A 22,240-nucleotide genomic window follows, 5' to 3' on the forward strand; every position below is an offset into this window, starting at 1 on the left:
CCCTCGTGGACTAGTATGTGTGTACGAGTTTGGACTAGTATGTGTGTACGAGTTCCGGTCGGAGGGGCCGGAGCTGAGAGGACCACCAAGGGGGTGGCGCGGATGGGCACCAGCACCGACCAGGCACGGCACCGTGGCGGCGACGGCACCGCCTCCGTCCTGGACGCCGTCGGTCGCGTGGAGCGGATGCGCCTGACTCTCGCCACGGTCGAGGCCACCTCCCTCGACGACGCCTCCCGGCTCGAGCTGCTGCGCTCCCTGGAGGACCTGACCCGTTCGGCCGCCGCCCTCTCGGTGCGCTGCCAGGTCACCTTCCGCGACTCGCAGGTCGCCGGGCAGGCCCGCGCCGGGGTGCCCGCCGGCCGACGCGGGCTGGCCGTCGCCGACGACCTGGCCGCGGCCCGCAAGACGTCCCCCTACTGGGGCTCGCGCGACCTGACCAGCGCCCGCGCCCTCGTGGCCGAGATGCCCAGGGCCCTGGCCGCGCTCGAGACGGGCACGATCAGCGCCTACCAGGCCCGGACCATCACCGAGGCGACGACCTGCCTGGAGCCTGGCGACCGGGCCGAGGTGGACGAGCGGCTGGCCGGCTCCCTGGCGGGCGCCTCCAACGCCGAGATCGCCAGCGCCGTCCGGGCCCTGGTCTACGAGGTGGATCCCGCCGGCTTCGTCGCCCGGGCCCGGAAGGCCGCCAAGGACCGCGGCGTCTCAAGCCGGCCGGCGCCGGACGTGATGGCCGTGCTGTCCGCCCGCCTGCCCGCGGCCCAGGCGGCCACCTGCTACAAGGCCCTGCGTGAGCACGCGGTCACGGCCAAGGCGTCCGGCGACCCGCGGACCCTCAACCAGCTCATGGCCGACGCTCTCGTCGAGCGTCTCACCGGCCGATCGGTGGTCGACGGCATCGACGTCGAGGTAGGCCTGCTCATCACCGACGAGGCGCTCTTCGGTGGCGGGAGCGACGCGGCGGACCTCGAGGGCTACGGGCCGATCCCCGCGCAGACCGCCCGGGACCTGCTCGGAGGGCCGGCGGCCGACGGTGGAGCCAGCTCCGACGGCGACGAGGCCGACCAGGGCACCGACGAGACCGACCAGGGCACCGACGAGACCGACCAGGGCACCGACGACGGGGTCGCCAGCGAGCACGTCGGGGAGCCGGAGGTCTGCCCGGACGGACCGCGCTGTGTCTCCTGGGACTGCAGCCTCTTCCACGGGTTCCCGCAACCGGGGCAGAGCTCGCAGCCGACGGGAGCGACCGCGACGGCCTCACCGACCACTCCGGACACAAAGGCGCCCGCAGGCGGATCCTGCAGCGCCGCGAACACCCCCGGCACGAGCGACCCCACCGCTGACGGCGACGACAGCGCGGGTGTCCGTGCGGCCAAGGTCTGGCTCCGACGTCTCTACTCCGACCCCGTCACCGGCGTCCTCACCGTCCGGGACCCGCGGCGCCGGGACTTCACCGGCTCGCTCCGCTCCTTCCTGGTCGCCCGGGACCGCACCTGCCGGAACTCCTGGTGCGGCGCCCCCGTCCGGGACGTCGACCACGTGCTCCGCCGCCGCGACGGCGGCCCGGCCACCGAGGACAACGGCCGTGGACTGTGCCGCCGCTGCAACCTGGCTCGCGAACGGGACCGGTTCCAGGACCCGCCGCCGGAGAGCTACCGACCACCACCACCGGCGATGTTCACCCTCACCGGCCGCGGCCCGGCGCCCCCGGCCCCCGGGAGCGAGCAACCCGACGCCGCCTGAGCGGCGGCGCCGGCCGGCAACACCGTGCGCACCCACGGAGGGTGGACGCATCCCGTGACGAGAGCGCACGGCATACCCGCCCGTGCCCGGGAGCCGCTGGTTCGTGGCCCGCGGTCACGAGACGGACGCGGACGGACTCTTCGCGCAGGCGGTGGCCCGGGCGATGTGGGACGACGCCCCCACGGGCCGGGTCCGAGAGGTCTGTCACCCGTCGGACCCGGCCGCCGCGACCGTCAGGCCAGCTCGGCCGTGAGCGTGATGCTGGTGCCGGCCAACGCCTTGGAGACGGGGCAGCCGGCCTTGGCCTCCTCGGCGATCCGCTGGAAGTCCTCGGCCGAGATGCCCTCGACCTGTCCGCGCACGGTCAGGTGCACGCCGGTGATGGTCGGGCCGTCGCTGGTGTCGAAGGTCACCTCGGCCTGCGTGTCCAGCTGGGTCGGCGGGGTGCCGTTCTGGTCGAGGGCGTTGGAGAAGGCCATCGAGAAGCAGCCTGCGTGGGCCGCGCCGAGAAGCTCCTCGGGGTTGGTGGCGGCCTGGCCCTCCTCGGTGCGCGCCTTCCAGTTCAGGTCGAAGGTGCCGAGGCCCGAGCTGTCCATCCGGGTCACCCCGGAGCCCTGGAAGAGGTTGCCCTTCCACGTGGCGCTGGCTGTGCTGGTGAGTGCCATCTGATCCTCCTGTCGTCGCCGGCCGGCGGCCCCGACCGGGCTTCTTCCATCCTCGCCCATGGGTCGGGGGCCCTGACGGGCGGGGCGCCCGACCAGCTCCTCGACCGCCGCCTCGTCCACGGCGAGGTCACGCTCCAACCGTTGCCGCTCTTCCGGCTCGAGGTCGAGCGCGACCAGCCCCTCACGGGTCGCCGCGGCGACCGCCCTCGCCTGCTCCCCGCTGACCAGCCCGAGCCGGAGCGCGTGGGCGGCGGCTCCCGCGTAGGTGTCGAAGACGTGCACCCCCTGCCGGGCCCAGTCCGCCCTCTCCTGCGCGGTCAGGTCCGTGACGTTGTGCAGCAGCGTGCCGACGACGTGCCCGGGCGCGGTCCGGTGCATCTGCGCACCCACCTGTCCGTCGGCCTGACCGCTGTCGCCGACGAAGACCATCCGGCACTCGGGGAAGAGCAGGTGGTCTCGCTCCATGTTCTGCACCTTGCGCTCGGCGATCGCCGCCTTGGTGTGCAGGTTGAGCAGCGACCCGCCCAGCACGGCGTGCGGCGGCAGCCCCAGCACGGCCAGCCCGTTGCGGGTGTACTGCTCCACCAGCCCGCGCGGACCGCTCGGCCGTGCCGTCACGAAGGTGAGGTCGCCGGCACGACCAGGCTCCTCGGCCGCACCGTCGTCGAGCGCCTGCAGCAGCTCGACCACACCGGGGTAGACCGTCCCCCGCGGGTAGCGGTCGTCGTGGATCGCGCACCTGACGGTGTCGTCGATGTCGCACAGCACCCGCAGGTCGGACGTCGGGTCGACGCCCGCCTGGGCGGCGAAGTGCTCCAGGAGCCGTCCGCGCAGGTCCTCGTCGATGTCCTGGAAGACCAGGTGCTCGAGGTCGTGGTAGTCGCCGGTGGCGTTGAGGCGGTACTTCAGGTCGTGGAACGACGCGCCGCTGCGGGACACGAGCACGTCCACGATCGCCTCCTGGTGCGAGCGCGGCGTCGGGCCGGAGTGCAGCGCGGAGATGACGCCGGCCAGGGTCGAGGGCGAGAGCTCGTCGACGCGCTCGCGCAGCAGCAGGTCCAGCAGCTCGGTGCGGTGGTCGGGCCCCCAGGCGTGGTCGTCCACGTCGCCGACGACCTTGTCGACGTCGAGGTCGGCCAGCACCGCGTCCAGCTCGGCGTCCGGCACCTCCCGCAGGATGCGCAGCACCTCGGCCTCCGCCGGGGCGCCGGTCCGCCAGCCGGCGGTCAGGTCGACGATCTGCTGGGCTAGGGGGTCCATGGGGCTCCTGGGGTCGGTCGGACGACGCTCGGACGAGGGTATGCCGTGCTCCCTCACCGCGCCCTGCGCGACCCTCCGGTCGCGACCCTCCGGTCAGCGCGCGACCAGCAGGACGCCCGGCCGGACGACCAGGCGCGCGCCCGTCACGCCGGGCACGACGTCGCCGTCCACCTGGGCCAGGACGGGTGCGGGGGCGGTCACCTCGAGGAGTGTGCCGCTGCGGTAGCGCAGCGAGGGATGGTCCCCGGGAGCGGTCCGTCCCAGGCCGGCCCGCGCGATCCTGACCCAGTCGCGCGGTCCACGGGGCGAGACGAGGACGACGTGGAGCAGACCGTCGTCGAGCCGTGCGCCCGGGACCACCCGCGCGCCCGCCGGCAGGCGGGCGGCGTTGACCGCCAGGACGCTCCACAGCGGGCCGGTCTCCAGCTCCTCGTCGTCGAGCCGGACGCCGAGCGCGTGCCCGGGGCTGCCGAGCCTGCCCAGCCCTGGAGCGAAGTACGCCAGCCACCGCAGCCGGGCCTTGGCCTGCGGGCGCACCGCGGCCAGGGTCGCCGCGTCGTGACCGAGCCCGGCCACGACGAGGAAGGGCAGGTGCGACGTCGTGCCGTCCGGACTGGTGAGCACCGCCTCACCCAGGTCGGTGGGCCGGGGCTCCGCGGACACCGCGAGGCGCGCCGCCCGGCCCGGGTCGCGCAGCGGGAGCAGTGCGCTGCGGGCGAAGAGGTTCGCGGTGCCTGCCGGCACCACACCGAGCGCGGCCTCCGCACCGGCAAGGGCGCCGGCCACCTCACGCACGGTCCCGTCTCCCCCGGCGACGACGACGCGGTCGACGCCGCGGCTCACCGCACACCCGGTCTGCGGGCCGCCGGGCTCCTCGACCGTGGTCTCCAGGACGAGCGGGTCCGAGGCGTGGGCCGAGCCGCAGGCCGCACGGACGGCGCGCACGGCGTCGGCGGCCGCGCGGGAGACCGGGTTGACCACGACCGCGACCCGCGGCGGGCCTCCGTCGCGAGGCGTCATCGGCGGCCGGTCAGACCAGGTGGGCGGCCAGGGAGGTCGCGACGGAGCCGGCGGTGAGACCGACCCGCTCGAGCACCTGCTCGCGCGAGCCGTGGGCCAGGAAGGAGTGCGGCAGCCCGTAGGCGTGCACGGGCACGTCGAGCCCGGCCTCGTCGAGCGCCTGGGCCACCCGGTCGGCGATCCCGCCGGTCAGGCCGTCCTCGACCACCGCGACGGCACGCGCCCCTCGCGCCAGGTCGACCAGGTCGGGGCTGACCGGCAGCACCCAGCGCGGGTCGACCACCATCACGCGACGACCCTCCGCCCAGAGTTTGTCCGCCACCTCCAGGGCGGTCGCGGCCATCGGCCCGAGGCCCACGAGGAGCAGGTCGAAGCGGTCGTCGGGGCTCTGCGGATCCGCCGGCAGGTCCCGCAGGACGTCGACCTCGCCGAAGGTGCGGACCGCCTCGATCGGCGCGGCGACCGTGCCCTTGGGGAAGCGCAGCACGGTGGGCCCGTCCTCGACGGCCACCGCCTCGCGCAGCGCACGGGCCACCTGCTCGGCGTCGCGCGGCGCGGCCACCCGCACCCCCGGGACGAGGGCGAGCAGGCGCAGGTCCCACATGCCGTTGTGGCTGGCCCCGTCGGTGCCGGTCACCCCGGCCCGGTCGAGCATGAGGGTAACGCCCTGGCGGTGCAGCGCGCAGTCCATGAGGAGCTGGTCGAAGGCACGGTTGAGGAAGGTCGCGTAGACGCACACCACGGGGTGCAGCCCCGCGTAGGACAGTCCGGCGGCCATCGTCACCGCGTGCTGCTCGGCGATGCCCACGTCGAAGACCCGGTCGGGGAAGCGCTCGGCGAAGGGCTGCAGGCCCACCGGGATCAGCATCGAGGCGGTCAGCGCCACGATGTCGTCCCGCTCGCGCGCCAGGCGTACCAGCTCGTCGCTGGCCTCGTCGGTCCAGCTGCGGCCCGACAGCTCCAGCGGCAGCCCGGTCTCGGGGTTGATCTTGCCGACCGCGTGGAAGCGGTCCGCCTCGTCGGCGGTGGCCGGGTCGTAGCCGTGCCCCTTCTCGGTGATGGCGTGCACCAGGACCACGCCGCCGAAGTCGTGGGCGCGGCGCAGCGCGGTCTCCATCGCCTCCACGTCGTGGCCGTCGACCGGGCCGAGATACTTCAGCCCGAGGTCCTCGAACATCCCCTGCGGGCTGACGATGTCCTTCAGGCCCTTCTTCATCCCGTGCAGCGTCTCGTAGACCTGGCGGCCCACGACCGGGGTCCGGTGGAGCTGACGCTTGCCCCAGGAGAGCACGTTCTCGTACTCGGGGGTGGCGCGCAGGGAGGCGAGGTAGTCCGCCATCCCGCCGCGGGTGGCCGCGTAGGAGCGCTCGTTGTCGTTGATCACGATGACCAGGGGCAGGTCCCGCTGCTCGGCGATGTTGTTGAGGGCCTCCCAGGCCATCCCGCCGGTGAGCGCGCCGTCGCCGATGACTGCGACGGTGTGCCGGTCGGTCTCGCCGCGCAGCTTGCGCCCGCTGGCGATGCCGATCGCCCACGACAGCGAGGTCGAGGCGTGCGAGTTCTCGATGACGTCGTGGTCGGACTCCGAGCGGCTCGGGTAGCCGGACAGGCCGCCCTCCTTGCGCAGCCCGGAGAAGTCGTGGCGGCCGGTGAGCAGCTTGTGCACGTAGCCGATGTGCCCGGTGTCGAACAGGAGCGTGTCGCGCGGGGAGTCGAAGACCCGGTGCAGCGCGATGGTCAGCTCCACCACCCCGAGGTTGGGGCCCAGGTGCCCGCCGGTGCGCGAGACCGAGTCGATGAGGTAGTCGCGGATCTCCTGGGCGAGCAGGTCGACCTGGTGCGCGGAGAGCCGCTTGAGGTCGCTCGGGCCGGTGATCGTGCGCATGAGTCCCACAGGGGCGTCCTTACCTCGGCATCGTCGTCTCGACCGCGTCCGCGATGAATCTGCACAGTCTAGGTCGATGCCGCTGGGGAGTCGCTGTGGCTCACCGCAGCGGGGCCCGCAGCCGCAGCGCCTCCAGCAGCAGACCGGCCGCGCGGTGGGCCGCCCGCAGGCGCAGCCCTTCGCGGGCGAGGGAGTCGAGCACCTCCCCCAGGCTCCCGGCGGGCAGCACCGGACCGAGGTCGGGGCGCACGTCGCGCCACGCGCCCCGCATCGCCTCGAGCTGGGCCTCCAGGTGCCTCGTCGCCACCCACGCCAGCGCCGCCGGGTGGCGGCGCCACGCCTGGTAGGCGCGGTAGTCCGCCGGACACTGGTCCAGCAGCCAGGACACCGCCGCCTGCTCCCACCCGGGGACGCCGGCGGGGGGCACCCGGTCCGGCCAGCCAGGGGGTCCGCTCGTCATGCGAACAAGTGTACGACCTTGCGCCGACATGCCCCAGCCCTCGAGAACCTGCACCGCCGCACGGCCGCACCGCCGCTCGTGCGCCGGGACCCTCAGCCAGGTCTGTCAACGGGGTCTGATCCGGCGGGGCCGACCGGTCCACGCCAAGTAGGCGCTGCCGGCGGTCAGGGCCGCTCCGCCCCCGGCGACCAGCGGTCCCGCGAACCGGCCCAGGCGGTCCTTGTAGGCGACCAGCACGTTGGTGCCGCCGGTGATCATGGCCGCCACGACCAGCGCCGCCACCACCCGGTCGCCGGTGCGCTCCATCCGCTCCACGAGGGGCTCGAGCTCGCCGGCCCGGATGTTGACGTCCACCCCGCCGGAGTCGATGCGCTCGATCAGCGTCCGCGCGTAGGCCGGCAGGTCCAGACCCAGCTCGGCGGCGGCCATCGTGGCGCTGCCCAGCCGACCGGCCACCTGCCGGGGGCTGAGCCGCTCCTCGATCAGGCGCTGCGCGAAGGGGTAGAGGGCGTCGGTCAGGTCGAATCCCGGGTGGAGCCGGCGGCCCAGCCCGTCGGCGATGATCAGCATCCGGAAGATCTGCACGACCTCCGGCGGGAGCGCGAGACGGTGGTGGCGGACCAGCGTGAAGATCTGGTCGGCGACCGCGTCCACCTGGATGGCGGCCAGCGCCCTGCCGTCCAGCCACCCGGTCAGCCGGGCCACGTCCCTGCGCAGCCGGCTCCGGTCCAGGGCGCCGCGCGGCGGGGCGACCTGCAGGAGCGCGCTCACCAGCCCGTCGGCGTCCTGCCGGAAGAGGGAGACGATCATCCTGGCGAAGTCGCGGCGCATCGCCGGGCTGACCCGGCCCACCATGCCGAAGTCGATGACGCCGATGGTGCCGTCTTGCTCGACGAAGAGGTTGCCCGCGTGCGGGTCGGCGTGGAAGACCCCGTCCTCGAAGACCATCCGCATCAGCACCGCGACCGCCCGGTGGGCGAGGTCGGGCCGGTCGATACCCGCCACGTCCAGGGCGGGCACGTCGTCGATCCGGATCCCGGACAGCTCCTCCATCGTCAGCACGCGCGACGTCGTGGTCGACCAGTCCACCCACGGGACGTGCACGCCCGGGTTGCCGCGGAGGTTCTCCGCGAACTCCTCGCAGGCCCGTGCCTCGGTGAGGTAGTCCAGCTCCGCGCGCAGCGACCGGGAGAACTCCTCGACCAGGCCGACGAGGTCCAGGTCGGAGAACAGCTGGGAGTTGCGGGACAGGTGGCCGGCCAGGTTGCGCAGGATCTCCAGGTCGGTCCGAACCTGGTCGACCACGCCGGGCTTGCGCACCTTGACCACCACCGAGCGCCCGTCGTGCAGCCGCGCCCGGTGGGCCTGGCCGATCGAGGCGGTGGCCAGCGGCACCGGGTCGAACCAGGCGTAGAGCTCGTCCACGCCGGCGCCGAAGTCCTCGTGCACCGCCGCTCGCACCGCATCGAAGGGCACCGGGACAGCGGCGTCGGTCAGCTTGGCGAACGCGGTGCAGTAGGCCTCGGGGAAGACGTCCGGCCGGGAGGAGACCAGCTGACCCAGCTTGATGAACGTGGTGCCGAGCTCCTCGAAGGTCCGGACCAGGAGCTCGGGCCGGACGTCCACGTCCGTGCCGGCGTCGACCTGGTCGGCGCGGTACGGCAGCCAGCGGGCCAGGCCTGCCTGGACGGCCGTCGCGTGCAGGCCGTACCGGGCCAGGACGCCGGTGATCTCCCGGTACCGCTGCAGGTGCCCAGCCATGACTGCACGTTACCCGGCGCCGGTGCCGTGCCACCTGGCGGCGCGCCTCTTTTGTCCAACTGCGGGACTCATGGTTAGGCTTGCCTCTCCTAACCCTGGATGGAGCACATGAGACTCACCTTTCCGCTGCTCGCCGCCTCCGGCGGGGCCGCCGCCCTGCTGCTCACCGCCTGCGCTGCCGGCTCCCCCACCACCGGCTCGGACGGGACGGGCGCGACCGTCACCGTCACCGACGCCTCCGGTGCCGAGGTCGAGGTCCCGCTCGACCCCGAGGTCGTCGTCACCACGGACTGGAGCGTCGCCCGGACCCTCGACGGGCTCGGCGTCGAGCTCGACGGCGTGCCCGCCGCGACCGCCGGCCTGCCCGACGACATGTCCGGGCTGGCCGACGTCGCCACGGTAGGGAGCGTCCGCGAGCCCGACTTCGAGGCGATCAGCGCCCTCGAGCCCGACCTCGTCATCGTCGCCAGCCGGTCCGGCACCCCCGAGATCGTCGCGGAGATGAAGAAGATCACGCCCAACGTCGTCGACATGTCGGCGCGCTGGGAGGACCCGGCCGACCAGCTCGTCACCATCGAGGACCGCGTCGTCGACCTCGGCCGCATCTTCGGGCTCCAGGACGAGGCCCAGGCCCAGATGGACGAGGTCACCGCGGGCGTCGGGGCCGTCCGCGAGCAGGTGGTCGCGGCGGGCGACACGGCCATGTTCGTCCAGGTCTCTGGCGGCACGGTCAGCGCCTACGGCCCCGGCTCGCGCTTCGGCGTTGTCCACGAGGACTTCGGCTTCGCCGACACCGGCGCCCCGGTCGACTCGGAGAACGAGCACGGCCAGGAGATCAGCCAGGAGTTCTTCACCCAGTACGACCCGGACGTCATCTATGTCCTGGACCGTTCCCAGGCCATCGGCGAGGAGGCCCAGTCCGCCCTCGAGGTGCTGGACAACGGCCTGGTCGACACGACCAGGGCGGCCGCCGACGGGCGGATCGTCCAGGTCGACGGCTTCTCCTGGTACATCGCCAACGCCGCCCCCGCCTCGCTGGCCCAGATGGTCGAGGACGTCCAGAAGGCCCTGTGAGCAGCACGGTCGAGGCACCCTCCCGCCCCCCGGCACCCGCACCGGCCGGGGGGCGGGAGCCAGCCTCGCGGCTGCCGCTCCTGGCCGCCACCGGTGCCCTGCTCGTCGCCGCCTACCTCTCCCTGGGCATCGGCGTGGCCGACGTCGGCGTCGCTGACCTGCTCAGCCCGAGCGCCGAGCAGTGGCAGATCCTCACCGTCTCCCGCATCCCGCGCACCGCAGCGGTGCTGCTGGCCGGCGCCGCGCTCTCGGTGGCGGGCCTGATCATGCAGCGGATCACCCAGAACCGCTTCGTCTCCCCCTCCACCTCGGGGACCGTCGAGGCCGCCGTGCTCGGCATCCTCGTGGCCACCCTGCTCTTCGGCGACGCCTCGCTCCTGGTCAAGATGCTCGTCGCCATCCTCACCGCGGTGGCCGGCACCCTCGTCTTCCTGCAGCTGCTCGAGCGGATCCGCCACCAGGACCCGATCGTCGTGGCGCTCGTCGGCCTCATGTACGGCGCCGTCATCGGCGCGGTCACCACCTTCATCGCCTACCAGCGCGACCTGGTGCAGTACCTCGACATCTGGACCACCGGGTCGTTCTCGGGGATCCTCCAGGGGCGCTACGAGCCGATCTACGTCGTCCTCGCGGTGGGGGTCCTGGGCTACCTGTGGGCCGACCGCTTCACCGTCGTCGGCATGGGCCGCTCGATGGCGACCAACCTGGGCCTGCACTACCGACGGACCATGTATGTCGGTCTGGTCGTCGTCTCGGTGATGGCGGCGGTCGTGGTCGTGGTCGTGGGTGCGATCCCCTTCCTCGGCCTCATCGTGCCCAACGTCGTGACCCTGCTCCTCGGCGACAACCTGCGCCGCGTGCTCCCGGCCACCGCGCTGGCCGGTGCCGGCTTCGTGCTGCTGTGCGACGTCGTCGCACGCACCGTCCACTACCCCTACGAGCTCCCGGTCGCGACGATCGCCGGGGCGGTCGGCGCGGCGGTCTTCGTGGTGCTCATCCTGCGCGCCGGGAAGGCGTCCGGCACATGACCACCATCGCCCCCGCGCCCTCCCGCCGCTCCTCGCCGGACACCCCCGCCACCGAGGACCAGCGGGTCTCCCGCACCAGGACGGTCGTCGTCGCCCTGGCCCTCCTCGTGGCCGCCGCGTGCACCGCATACCTGCTCTACGACGTGCGCGGCTCCTGGTCCTACGCGATGGACCTGCGGACCCGGCAGCTGGCCGCGCTGCTGATCACGGGCGCGGCGGTGGGCGCCTCGAGCCTGGTCTTCCAGACCGTGGCGGGCAGCCGGATCCTCACCCCCAGCGTGATGGGCTTCGACGCGCTCTACATGCTGATCCAGACGGTGATCGTCTACGCGCTGGGCTCGGCAGCCTTCCTGGCGCTCACCCCGGGCCAGCACTTCCTCCTCGACGCCGTCCTGCTGACCGTCTTCGGGTGGCTCCTGTTCACCTGGCTGTTCCGGCGGTCCAGCCGCAACCTGCTCATGCTCGTCCTCGTCGGCGTCGTGCTGGGCTCCTTCTTCGCCTCGTTGACCTCGCTGTCCTCCCGGCTGCTCTCCCCCGACGACTTCCTGACCCTCCAGGACGTCATGTTCGCCAGCTTCAGCACGGCCGACCCCGGGCTGCTCTGGACCGCCGGGGTCGTCACCGTGCTCGGCATCGCCGCGCTGGTGCCCCTCGGCCGCCGGCTCGACGTCGTCGCGCTCGGGCACGACCCCGCGGTCACCCTCGGCGTCCCCTTCCACCGCACGGTGCGCATCACCCTGGCGGTGACGACCATGCTCGTCGCGGCGGCGACCGCGCTGGTGGGGCCGATGCTCTTCCTCGGGCTGGTCGTGGCCAACCTGGCCCGCCAGCTCGTCCCCACCCACCGGCACGCCGTGCTCGTCCCGGTCGCGATCCTGGTCGGGGTGCTGACCTGCGTGGCCGGCCAGCTCGTCGTCGTGCACGTCTTCGACCTGACCACCACCCTGAGCGTCGTCGTCAACCTGGTCGGCGGTCTCTACTTCCTGCGCCTGCTGATGAGGACGGTCCTGCTGTGATCACCATCGACCGCGTCACCCACCGCTACGGCACCACCACGGTGCTCGACGACGTCAGCCTCGCGCTGCCCGCCGGCCGCCTCACCTCGGTCATCGGGCCGAACGGTGCCGGCAAGTCCACGCTCTTCTCGGTGATCTCGCGCCTGCTGCGCCCCACCGCCGGCAGCGTCACCGTCGACGGCCTGGAGGTGCTGTCCGCGCGCGACGGCGAGGTCGCCCGGCGGCTGGCCGTGCTGCGCCAGGACAACCAGGTCGCGGCCCGGCTGACCGTGCTCGACCTGGTCCGCTTCGGCCGCTTCCCGCACTCCGGCGGGCGGCTCACCGCGCGGTGCCACGCCAAGGTCGAGGAGGCCATGGACTGGCTGGAGATGGAGCCGCTGCGCGACCGCTACCTCGACCAGCTCTCCGGCGGCCAGCGCCAGCGGGCCTTCATCGCGATGGTGCTGGCCCAGGACACCGACTACCTGCTCCTGGACGAGCCGCTGAACAACCTGGACATGAAGCACTCGGCCGCGATGATGTCGCTGGTGCGCCGCGCCGTGGACGAGCTCGGCAAGACCGTCGTGGTCGTCATGCACGACATCAACTTCGCCTCGGCCTACTCCGACCACATCGTGGCGATGCGCGACGGCGCGGTCGTGGCGGCAGGCCCGCCCGGGCAGATCATGCGCCGCGAGGTGCTCCAGGACGTCTTCGACATGGACATCCACGTCCAGGACCTCAACGGCATGCGCCTGGGCATCTTCTGGACCCCCGGCGCCCCCGTGCCGCCTCCCTCGGCCGTCGACCTGCGCGACCTGCTCGACGCGGTGACCGAGGACCACCCGGGGAGGCCCCCGCAGGGCGGCGCACCCCATACCCGGACCACCACCCAGCCCGACACCGTGACCGCAGGAGATCTCCGATGACCCAGACCCGCACCGCCCTTGTCAGCACCGACGCACCCGCGCGCTACGCCAAGCAGCTCGCCTCCCACCTCGGCCGCAAGATGACCGTCGAGGAGACCGCGCAGGGGCCGCGCCTGACGATGGACTTCGACGGTCAGGTCGCCAGCTGCCAGCTGGACACCACCGCAAACGGCACGCTGCGGATGCGCGCGGCGTCCGACAGCGAGGCCGCTCTGGAGCGGATGGCGCAGGTCGTCGGCTCGCACCTGGAGCGGTTCGGCGCCAAGGCCGAGCTCCGGGTGAGCTGGACCGCCTGACCGGCCGTGCCCGGCGGCGCGACCCTACCGGCCCGCCGGCGTCAGGACCCGGAGACGGCGACCCTGATCCGGTTGGCCCACGGGTCCTCGAAGGAGACCGTGCGGCCGTCGTCGGCGGCCTGGACGCCGAAGTGCCGCATCCGCTCGCTCAGCTCGCCCACGGCGTCGGTGTCCGGCAGCTCGATGTCGATCTGACCCAGGCCCAGGGCCGGGAAGCGCCGGCCCGCACCACGGCTGTTCCAGACGTTCATCGCCATGTGGTGGTGGTAGCCGCCCGCGCTCACGAAGAGCGCCTGGTGGCCCAGCTCGGCCGTGGTGTCGAACCCGAGCCGGTCGACGTAGAACTCCTTGGCGCTGCGCGTGTCGCCGACCGAGAGGTGGACGTGGCCGACCACCGCGTCGCTGGCGTCCGGCACCTCCAGCACCTGCGGGGTGAGGTGCTCGCGCAGGAAGTCGTTGGGGTCGAGGTACAGCGTGGCCATCTCGACCTGGCCGTGCACCCAGCTCCACTGCGTGCGGTCGCGGTCCCAGTAGAGCTCGATCCCGTTGCCCTCGGGGTCGTCGAAGTAGAACGCCTGGCTGACCAGGTGGTCGGCGCTGCCGGTGAAGCTGCGCGGCGCACGCTGCGCCATCGAGGCCACGGCCGCGGCCAGGTCGGTCTGGGTCGGGAAGAGGATGGCGGTGTGGAACAGCCCGGCGGACCCGGGCGCCGCGTGCCCCAGCTGCGGGCTGTGCCGCAGGACGACCACAGGCGTCGTGCCGCGCCCCATCGTGACCACGGGGCCCTCCTCGGAGAGGACCTGCAGGGTGACGGCGTCGCGGTAGAAGGCCATCATCCCGGCGAGGTCGGCGACGTCGAGGGTCACCGGGCCCATCGCGGTGTCGGCGGCGAGGCGGTCGGGGCGGACGGTCTGCGAGGTCATGGGTCTCCTAGATGTATGACGTGTCACCTAGCGTAGCGCACGCGTCTCGTGGTTCATTCCCACCATCAGTCGAGGATCCGTACCCAGTTGGGGCCGTGGCCGGTCTCGGCGGTCCCCAGCGAGGTCAGGGACCCGTCGCCCTCGACGCGGAGCAGCTCGGCCCGGGTGGACCGCTCCCCCACGCTCACCACGAGCCGGCCGTCCGGGGTGACGGCGAAGCCGCGGGGCTGCGGCTGCGTCGGTGTGAAGTGCGCCGGCTCGCCCAGGCCGCCCTCACCGTCCACCGGGAGCGAGGCCAGCTCGGAGGAGCTGCGCTCGGAGGTGATGAGCCACGCTCCGGCGCGGTGCAGGTCCGCGCCCCAGATCAGGTGCTCCTCGGTGGGGTCGGCGCCGTAGCGGCTGTGCCGCAGCCCGTGCCGCGGGTCGACGGCGCCGACCTCCCCGGCGGCGGACAGCGCACCGTCCGCCGCCCGGTCGAGGACCAGGACCTCCCCGGAGAACTCGGTCATCACGTAGGCGTGGGCGCCGTCGACGACCAGGTGCCGCGGCCCGGCGCCGTCCGGCGCGGCGACCGTCGGCGGGTCGAGCGGGGTCAGCGCGCCGTCGCGGGCCAGGTGGTACTGGGCCACGAGGTCGTCTCCGAGGGAGACGAAGTAGGCCACGGTGCCGCCGCCCTCCCCGGCCGGCACGACGCAGTGCAGGTTGGCGAAGCTGACCTGCGCGACGGGGTCGCCGAGCCGGACCCGGTCCCCCTCGTGCACCACCGGCCAGGTGCGCCCGGAGCCCCCGCCGTAGGAGGCCCCGAGGAGCACGGTGCCACCGTGGGCCAGGGAGAGGTACGTCTGCGAGTCCTCGACCTCCCGGCGGGCCACCTCGGTCAGCGTGCCGGACTCCCGGTCCAGCCGCAGGGTCGCGACCCCCGGCTGCTCGCCCTTGAAGGCTGCGTGGACGAGGTCGCGCGCCGGGTCCACGGCGAAGGTGCCGCACCCCTCCAGGCCCCCGGTCGTGGCGAGCACCTCCAGCCGTGGCGCGTCGCCGTGGTGCAGGCGCAGCGCGCTGATGGAGCCGTCCCCGGCGTTGGCGATCAGGACCAGTCCGCTCATCCTCGCCACCCTATGGCAGACCTCGTGCCGGGACAGCCCGACGCCCCGCCGACCGTGGTGGTCGACGGGGCGCGCGGGGTATGCCGTGCGCCCAGGTCGGGCGCCGCGTGGTGCGTCAGGCGTCGATCAGCGAGCGCAAGACGTACTGCAGGATGCCGTCGTGGCGGTAGTACGCCGCCTCGCCGGGGGTGTCGATGCGCACGACAGCGTCGAACTCCACGGACGGCTCGGAGGCGCCCTGCGGGGTGGCGCTGACCTTGACCGTGTCGGGGGTGGTGCCCTCGTTTATCGCGGTGACGCCGCTGATCGCGAAGGTCTCGGTGCCGTCCAGGCCGAGGGAGTCGGCGTTCTGCCCCTCGGGGAACTGGAGCGGCAGCACGCCCATGCCGATCAGGTTCGAGCGGTGGATGCGCTCGTAGGACTCGGCGATGACCGCCTTGACGCCCAGCAGCCGGGTGCCCTTGGCCGCCCAGTCGCGCGAGGACCCGGAGCCGTACTCCTTGCCGGCCAGGATGACCAGCGGGATGCCGGCGGCCTGGTAGTTCTGCGAGGCGTCGAAGATCGAGGACTCCTGGCCGTCCTGGGTGAAGTCGCGGGTGAAACCGCCCTCGACGCCGTCCAGCAGCTGGTTCTTCAGCCGGATGTTGGCGAAGGTGCCGCGGATCATCACCTCGTGGTTGCCGCGGCGCGAGCCGTAGGAGTTGAAGTCCTTGCGCTCGATGCCGTGGTCGGACAGGTAGCGGCCGGCCGGGCTGTCGCCCTTGATCGAGCCGGCCGGGCTGATGTGGTCGGTCGTGACCGAGTCGCCCAGCTTGGCCAGCACGCGGGCGCCGGCGATGTCCTCCACGGGTGCCGGCTGCGCCTGCATGCCCTCGAAGTACGGGGGACGGCGCACGTAGGTCGAGTCCTCGGCCCAGTCGAAGCTGTCGCCCTCGGGCGTGGGCAGCGACTGCCAGCGCTCGTCGCCGGCGAAGACGTCGGCGTAGTCCTCGGTGAACATGTCCCGGCTGATCGAGGTCGCGATCGTGGCCTCGACGTCCTCGGGGGCCGGCCAGATGTCCTTGAGGTAGACGTCCGCGCCCTCCTTGTCCTGACCGAGCGGCTGGCGCTCGAAGTCGAAGTCCATCGTCCCGGCCAGCGCGTAGGCGATGACCAGCGGCGGGGAGGCCAGGTAGTTCATCTTCGTGTCCGGGTTGATCCGGCCCTCGAAGTTGCGGTTGCCGGAGAGCACCGAGACCACCGCCAGGTCCTCCGCGTTGACCGCCTCGGAGACCTCCTCGATGATCGGGCCGGAGTTGCCGATGCAGGTGGTGCAGCCGTAGCCGACCAGGTGGTAGCCCAGCTCCTGCAGGTAGGGCCACATGCCGGCCTTCTCGAAGTAGCCGGTGACCACCTTGGAGCCGGGCGCCATCGAGGTCTTGACCCACGGCGGCACCGTCAGGCCCTTCTCGACGGCGTTCTTGGCCAGCATCGCCGCGGCCATCATCACCGAGGGGTTGGAGGTGTTGGTGCACGAGGTGATCGAGGCGATCGCCACGTGCCCGTGGTCGACGGTCACGGCCTGCCCGTCGATCGTGATGTCGACCGGGTTCGACACGCGGTCGCCGTTGCTGATGACCGAGTGCTCGGGGTACCCGGCGCGCTCGGACTGCTCGAGCGCGTCGTGCGAGGGCGAGTCGGAGGCGGGGAAGGTGTCGGCCAGCTCCTGGTCGACCGAGCTCTTCTGGATGCCGTTGCCGTCGACGACGTAGTTCTGCAGGTCGGCGCCGAACTGGGCCTTGGCGTTGGACAGCTCGATGCGGTCCTGCGGGCGCTTGGGGCCGGCGATCGAGGGCACGACCGTGGACAGGTCCAGCTCGATGTACTCGCTGTAGCGGGCCTGCCTGCTCGGGTCGGCCCACATGCCCTGCTCCTTGGCGTAGGCCTCCACGAGGGCCACCTGCTCCTCGGGCCGGCCGGTGAGCCGCAGGTAGTCCAGGGTGACCTCGTCGATCGGGAACATCGAGGCGGTGGAGCCGAACTCCGGGCTCATGTTGCCGATCGTGGCCCGGTTGGCCAGCGGCACCGCGGCGACACCCTCGCCGTAGAACTCTACGAACTTGCCGACGACACCGTGCTCGCGCAGCAGCTCGGTGATCGTCAGCACCACGTCGGTCGCGGTCGCCCCGGCCGGGATCTGGCCGGTGAGCTTGAAGCCGACGACGCGCGGGATGAGCATGGACACCGGCTGGCCGAGCATGGCCGCCTCGGCCTCGATGCCGCCGACGCCCCACGCGAGCACGCCCAGGCCGTTGACCATCGGGGTGTGGGAGTCCGTGCCGACGCAGGTGTCCGGGTAGGCGAGCAGCTCCCCGCCGACCTCCCGGGTCATCACGGTGCGGGCCAGGTGCTCCAGGTTGACCTGGTGGACGATGCCGGTGCCCGGGGGGACGACCTTGAAGTCCTCGAAGGCGGTCTGTCCCCAGCGCAGGAACTGGTAGCGCTCGCCGTTGCGCTGGTACTCGATCTCCACGTTGCGCTCGAAGGCGTCCGCGCGGCCGAACACGTCGATGATGACGGAGTGGTCGATGACCAGCTCGGCCGGCGCCAGGGGGTTGATCTTGGTCGGGTCGCCGCCCAGCTCGGACATCGCCTCGCGCATGGCGGCGAGGTCGACCACGCACGGCACGCCGGTGAAGTCCTGCATGAGGACGCGCGCCGGGGTGAACTGGATCTCGATGGAGGGCTGGGCGTTCTCGTCCCACTGCGCCAGGGCGCGGATGTGGTCGGCGGTCGTGTTGGCGCCGTCCTCGGTCCGCAGCAGGTTCTCGAGGAGGACCTTCAGCGAGTAGGGCAGGTCGTCGGCTCCCTCGATCCCGCCGAGGCGGTAGATGCCGTAGCTCTGGTCACCTACCTCCAGGGTGCCCTTGGCACCGAAGCTGTTCGGGTTCGTGCTCACGTCTGCTCCTTCGCTCGGCGACTATTTATCTCGACGTCAAGATATCCCGGGCGAGCAGCCCGGCCAAATCCGACACGCGCTCCCGTCCATCCTGCCCCATACCCGGCAGGGGCGCAGGGGCGCCCTCGGCCTCGGGGGTGCTCGTGCGCAGCCACCCCGGCTCCTGTGCCTGGTGGGCAGCGACGGGTGGGGCTCAGCCGGCGCGGTCCGCCGGCAGCAGCAGCGCGAGGCACTCCACGTGGTGGGTCATCGGGAAGGCGTCCAGCACCCGCAGCTCCACCAGCTCCAGCCCGGCCTCCCGGGCCGCGGCGACGTCACGCGCGAGCGCGGCCGGGTCGCACGCGACGTAGACGACGGCCCGGGGGTGCAGGGCGGCCAGCAGGGTCACGACCGAGGGACCGGCACCGGTGCGCGGCGGGTCCAGGACGACGACGTCGGCGCGCTCCCCCGCTGCGGCCAGGTCGGCCAGCGCACGCTCGGTGGGTGCGGCCACCGCCCGCGCCCAGGGGTATGGGGTGAGGTGCCGCCCCGCGGCCGTCGCCGCCTCCGCGTCGGCCTCCACCGCGACGACGGTGCCGGTCGGGCCGACGCGCTCGGCCATCGGGACGGCGAAGAGGCCGACGCCGGCGTAGAGATCGAGCGCCCGCTCGCCCGGCTGCGGGTCGAGCCAGGCCAGCACCTGGTCGGTGAACGTGCCGGCGGCACCCGGGTGCACCTGCCAGAACCCGCGCGCGGAGAGGGTGAACTCGTGCCCGTCGACCCGTTCTGCCACCGTCGGCACCGGACCGAGCGGCACCGGGCCGGGGCGGCGGCCGCGCCCGTGCTGCCGCCTGTCGCGCGCTGCCCGGCCTCGGCGCCCGACGTGCCGGTCCCGGGGACGGCCCAGCGGCACCACGACGGGACCGCCGGTGCCGGGAGCGACCACGTCCAGGGCCGCGACGCCGTCGGGGACCGGGTGGCCGAGGACGCCGGTGGCCACCACACCGTCGGCGGCGATGAGGCAGTCGTCCAGGGGCAGGACCTCGTGCGAGCGGTGGACGCGCAGCCCGGGCACGCGTCCCTCCTCGGCAGTGGTGACCGCCAGCTCGACGCGGGTGCGCCAGCGCAGCCCCTCCCGGTCACCGGGGACCGGCTCGCAGCCTGTGACCAGGGCGGCGACCTCGCCGTCGTCGAGTCCGCCGAGCCGGCGCAGCTGCTCGGCGACGACCTGCGCCTTGAGCCGGCGCTGCGCGTCCAGCGAGGCGTGCTGCCAGTCGCAACCGCCGCAGAGCCCGGGGCCGGCCCACGGGCACGGCGCGACGACGCGGTCCGCCGAGGCGACGAGCACCTCGACCGCGTCGGCCCGCACGAACCGGCTGCCGGAGCCGACCTCGGTCACCGCCGCACGGACCTGCTCCCCCGGCAGCGCGTGCCGGACGAAGAGCACCTGGCCCTCGTGCCGGGCCACGCAGTGTCCGCCGTGCGCGACGGCGCCCACCTCGACCACGACCGCGTCGCCGACGGCCAGTCCCGCGCCGTGCCCGGTGGCCGGGTCAGGCACCGGCCATCCGCCCGGTCACGTCGTCCTCGCCCTCGTCGCTCTGCGCCGTGTGCCCGGTCGCCAGCATCGCGCCCATCACCACGACGGCGAGCAGGTAGGCCGGCCACCCCAGGGCGATCTTCGACACGCCCAGCCAGGCGACCTCGCCGGCCAGGTAGAGGGGCAGCATGATCGCGACCCGCACGACGAAGAGTGCGACGAGGACCCAGGTGAGCCGGCTGCACACCGCCACCAGCCCCCGGTCGCGCCGCCACCCGGTCGGCCGTTCGGCGTAGTCGGGGTCGCCGATCGCCACCACGAAGCCCAGCAGCGGCCAGCGCAGGAGGATCGAGGCGACGGCTCCCACGGCATACAGGCCGCTGGTGAGGATCCCGGGCAGGAAGGCGTCCTGCGCCTGCCCGGACCGGAGGGCGAAGAACGCGGCCAGCGCGGTGGCGACCACGGCCGAGCCGAGGAAGCGCCAGGAGCCGCCGACCAGCTGGCGGGCCACCGCGAGCACGACGAGCAGGGCGGCGGCGGCCACCACCGCGGTGCGCACGCTGTCGACGAGCAACCAGGTGACGACGAAGGCGACGGTCGGCAGCGCCGTCTCGAGGGAGCCGTACCAGCCGCCGAGCGCGTCGCTGATCCGTCGGCGGATGACCTGCTCGACGGTGGCTTCCGCGTCCGGCGCGAGGGTCATGTGAACTCGGGGTTGTTCGGTGCCTTGGGTGCCTCGGTGGGCTGCGGCTCGCGGTGGCGACCGCGGGCGGCTGCGTCCTGGGCGCCGGGCGAGGTGCTCACGCCGCTGATGCCCGTGGCGTCCCCGGTGCGCAGGACCTGGGTGGGCCGGGCCCCCTCCTTCGCCGCGGCCTGCCGGGCCGCCTCTCGACGGGCCTGGGCCTGCTTGGCGGCCGCCTCGACCACGCCCGCGGGGGCGGTCAGCTCGAGCACCTCACGGGGCGGGCGCGGCTCCTCGCCCCGGTCGACGACCACGCCGCGCAGGAAGTCCAGGACCGGCACCAGCTGCTGGTCGTCCGAGGCTGCCGGGCCGTTGACCACGACCCGCAGGAACCAGCGGGGGCCGTCGACGCCGATGAAACGGGCCGGCTGGAAGGCCACCCTGCCGTCCTGCGCCCGCCCGGGCATCCGGGCCCGGATCTCCTTGCCCAGGACCCCGTCCACGACCTCGGCGGCGCCGCCGGAGTCGACCAGGCCGCGCACGATGTCGGGGCGCAGCTCGTCCCACAGCCCCAGCGTGCGGGGCGCGGCGAAGGCCTGCAGCTGGGCCTGCGAGGCCCCGAAGCCGAGGGTGGCGCCGACGACGCGGCCGGTGCCCTGCTCGACGTCCAGGCGCATCTGCATGCCGGCCACGACGGGCAGCCGCAGGGCGCCCAGGTCGAGGCGACCGTCCAGGTCGGGCCACTCGCTGGCGTCGTAGGGCCCGTCTCCGGCGCGGTCCCAGTCCCGGTCCACGCCGGGGCGGCCCTCGGCGGGCTCGGGGCGCACGACGGCGTCCACGTCCTCGAGGGCGTCCGCATCGACGGCGGCATCGTTCTTGCTGCGGCGGAAGAGGGCCACGGGTGGGTCAGTCCTTCGGGTCGGGGTGTGGGTGCGGGGTGCCGGTGCCGGTGTGCCCGTGTCCGCCGGCGCCGCGCTCGGAGGGGGGCAGCTCATCGACCAGCTCGAACAGCGGGGCCCCCACCTCCTGCACGACCAGCTGGGCGATCCGGTCGCCGCGGTGCACCGTGAACGGCGCTGAGCGGTCGGTGTTGACCAGGTTGACGAGGATCTCGCCGCGGTAGCCGGCGTCCACGGTGCCTGGGGCGTTGACCACCGAGATGCCGTGCCGGGCGGCCAGACCGGAGCGCGGGTGGACGAACCCGGCCCAGCCGGGCGGCAGCGCGATCGCGATGCCGGTAGGCACGAGAGCACGCTCCCCGGGGGCCAGGGTGCGGCCCTCCCGGGCGTGCAGGTCCACGCCGGCGTCGTGGGCACGGGCCTGCCGCGGCACGGGCAGCCCGTCGTCCAGGAGGCGCAGGGCGACCGGGACGGTGCGGGGGGCGGCGGGGGCGTCGGGCGGCATCGTCAACGAGGGTACGCCGGGGGCCTGACCATGGTGTGCGGCACCGGCCCGGGGGCCAGCGCCGCGGCACGCCCGGTCAGGCCGCGCACTCCGTGCAGACCGGCAGCCCGCCGACCTCCTTGGCCAGCTGGCTGCGGTGGTGCACCAGGAAGCACCGCGAGCAGGTGAACTCGTCCTGCTGCCGCGGCAGCACGTGCACCGAGAGCTCCTCGTTGGACAGGTCCGCCCCCGGGAGCTCGAAGCCCTCGGCCTGCTCCGTCTCGTCGATGTCCACGCTGCCGGACGCCTTGTCGTTGCGGCGTGCCTTCAGCTCCTCGATCGAGTCCTCGTTCAGCTCGTCGTCTGTCTTGCGCGGAGCGTCGTAGTCGGTCGCCATGCTCATCCTCCTTCGAATGGGCCCAATGTCTGTCTCGCCGTGCAGAACGCATCGGGCGCCGGATTTGTGCCCGTCGTCCCCGTCCGCTGCACGCGTGGTCTGTCGGGCGGATTGTGCCCTATGCGGGCGCGCCGCGCCAACCAGGGCCGCGCCGGCGCCACGGTGTCCGCTCC

19 protein-coding genes are annotated in these 22,240 nt (G+C 73.3%); 6 read left to right on the top strand and 13 right to left on the bottom strand.

The annotated features are described in order from the left end of the window. Positions 1–102 precede the first annotated feature (102 nt). Positions 103–1,749: an HNH endonuclease gene (locus DV701_RS19080; protein WP_162802772.1), complete on the top strand. Its 1,647-nt coding sequence runs from the start codon at positions 103–105 to the stop codon at positions 1,747–1,749. Between the two features lie 233 nt (positions 1,750–1,982). On the opposite strand, the gene DV701_RS19200 is transcribed toward DV701_RS19080, so the two are convergent. The 5 genes from DV701_RS19200 to DV701_RS03795 form a co-directional block, all read right to left on the bottom strand. Continuing rightward, positions 1,983–3,674 carry an OsmC family peroxiredoxin gene (locus tag DV701_RS19200; RefSeq protein WP_324616614.1) on the bottom strand — a complete coding sequence of 564 codons (1,692 nt, stop codon included), beginning with the start codon at positions 3,672–3,674 and terminating at the stop codon, positions 1,983–1,985. A gap of 93 nt (positions 3,675–3,767) precedes the next feature. Continuing rightward, positions 3,768–4,694, bottom strand: coding sequence for a diacylglycerol/lipid kinase family protein (locus DV701_RS03780; protein WP_114927131.1), 927 nt, complete (start codon positions 4,692–4,694; stop codon positions 3,768–3,770). Positions 4,695–4,704: 10 nt separating this feature from the next. Then, a complete protein-coding gene (dxs, locus tag DV701_RS03785; protein WP_114927132.1) occupies positions 4,705–6,588 on the bottom strand; it encodes a 1-deoxy-D-xylulose-5-phosphate synthase in 1,884 nt (627 codons plus the stop codon). 91 nt (positions 6,589–6,679) lie between these two features. Beyond that, complete coding sequence (locus DV701_RS03790) at positions 6,680–7,039, bottom strand: hypothetical protein (RefSeq protein ID WP_114927133.1); 360 nt, start codon at positions 7,037–7,039, stop codon at positions 6,680–6,682. Between the two features lie 105 nt (positions 7,040–7,144). Further along, complete coding sequence (locus DV701_RS03795) at positions 7,145–8,800, bottom strand: ABC1 kinase family protein (RefSeq protein ID WP_114927134.1); 1,656 nt, start codon at positions 8,798–8,800, stop codon at positions 7,145–7,147. Between the two features lie 108 nt (positions 8,801–8,908). Here DV701_RS03795 and DV701_RS03800 point away from each other — a divergent pair, with 108 nt between their 5' ends. The 5 genes from DV701_RS03800 to DV701_RS03820 are packed head-to-tail and all read left to right on the top strand — an operon-like array spanning position 8,909 to position 13,122. Continuing rightward, a complete protein-coding gene (locus tag DV701_RS03800; RefSeq protein WP_162802773.1) occupies positions 8,909–9,874 on the top strand; it encodes a siderophore ABC transporter substrate-binding protein in 966 nt (321 codons plus the stop codon). Next, positions 9,871–10,902 carry an ABC transporter permease gene (locus DV701_RS03805; protein ID WP_202863623.1) on the top strand — a complete coding sequence of 344 codons (1,032 nt, stop codon included), beginning with the start codon at positions 9,871–9,873 and terminating at the stop codon, positions 10,900–10,902. Before DV701_RS03800 ends, DV701_RS03805 begins: the two co-directional genes overlap by 4 nt. Further along, a complete protein-coding gene (locus DV701_RS03810; RefSeq protein ID WP_114927136.1) occupies positions 10,899–11,918 on the top strand; it encodes an iron chelate uptake ABC transporter family permease subunit in 1,020 nt (339 codons plus the stop codon). Before DV701_RS03805 ends, DV701_RS03810 begins: the two co-directional genes overlap by 4 nt. Beyond that, entirely contained in the window at positions 11,915–12,826 is a 912-nt protein-coding gene (locus DV701_RS03815) for an iron ABC transporter ATP-binding protein (protein ID WP_114927137.1), read from the top strand. Before DV701_RS03810 ends, DV701_RS03815 begins: the two co-directional genes overlap by 4 nt. After that, positions 12,823–13,122 carry a DUF2218 domain-containing protein gene (locus DV701_RS03820; protein WP_114927138.1) on the top strand — a complete coding sequence of 100 codons (300 nt, stop codon included), beginning with the start codon at positions 12,823–12,825 and terminating at the stop codon, positions 13,120–13,122. The genes DV701_RS03815 and DV701_RS03820 overlap by 4 nt, the downstream gene beginning before the upstream one ends. Positions 13,123–13,163: 41 nt before the next feature. Here DV701_RS03820 and DV701_RS03825 read toward each other — a convergent pair whose 3' ends face one another. The 8 genes from DV701_RS03825 to DV701_RS03860 form a co-directional block, all read right to left on the bottom strand. Continuing rightward, entirely contained in the window at positions 13,164–14,045 is an 882-nt protein-coding gene (locus tag DV701_RS03825) for a VOC family protein (protein WP_228255209.1), read from the bottom strand. 65 nt (positions 14,046–14,110) lie between these two features. Further along, positions 14,111–15,148: a lactonase family protein gene (locus DV701_RS03830; RefSeq protein WP_202863624.1), complete on the bottom strand. Its 1,038-nt coding sequence runs from the start codon at positions 15,146–15,148 to the stop codon at positions 14,111–14,113. Positions 15,149–15,263: 115 nt separating this feature from the next. Then, on the bottom strand, positions 15,264–18,086 hold the full coding sequence (locus tag DV701_RS03835; protein ID WP_114927140.1) for an aconitate hydratase: 2,823 nt from the start codon (positions 18,084–18,086) through the stop codon (positions 15,264–15,266). Between the two features lie 193 nt (positions 18,087–18,279). Then, positions 18,280–19,626, bottom strand: coding sequence for a class I SAM-dependent RNA methyltransferase (locus tag DV701_RS03840; RefSeq protein WP_114927141.1), 1,347 nt, complete (start codon positions 19,624–19,626; stop codon positions 18,280–18,282). Then, positions 19,619–20,308: a DUF3159 domain-containing protein gene (locus tag DV701_RS03845; RefSeq protein WP_114927142.1), complete on the bottom strand. Its 690-nt coding sequence runs from the start codon at positions 20,306–20,308 to the stop codon at positions 19,619–19,621. The genes DV701_RS03840 and DV701_RS03845 overlap by 8 nt, the downstream gene beginning before the upstream one ends. Then, complete coding sequence (locus tag DV701_RS03850; protein WP_162802774.1) at positions 20,305–21,186, bottom strand: DUF3710 domain-containing protein; 882 nt, start codon at positions 21,184–21,186, stop codon at positions 20,305–20,307. The genes DV701_RS03845 and DV701_RS03850 overlap by 4 nt, the downstream gene beginning before the upstream one ends. A 7-nt stretch (positions 21,187–21,193) precedes the next feature. Further along, positions 21,194–21,691: a dUTP diphosphatase gene (gene dut / locus DV701_RS03855; protein WP_114927144.1), complete on the bottom strand. Its 498-nt coding sequence runs from the start codon at positions 21,689–21,691 to the stop codon at positions 21,194–21,196. A gap of 76 nt (positions 21,692–21,767) precedes the next feature. Further along, a complete protein-coding gene (locus DV701_RS03860; RefSeq protein WP_114927145.1) occupies positions 21,768–22,067 on the bottom strand; it encodes a DUF4193 domain-containing protein in 300 nt (99 codons plus the stop codon). Positions 22,068–22,240: the final 173 nt, after the last annotated feature.

This window comes from Ornithinimicrobium avium (assembly GCF_003351765.1).
In the GTDB taxonomy this organism is placed as follows: domain Bacteria; phylum Actinomycetota; class Actinomycetes; order Actinomycetales; family Dermatophilaceae; genus Ornithinicoccus; species Ornithinicoccus avius.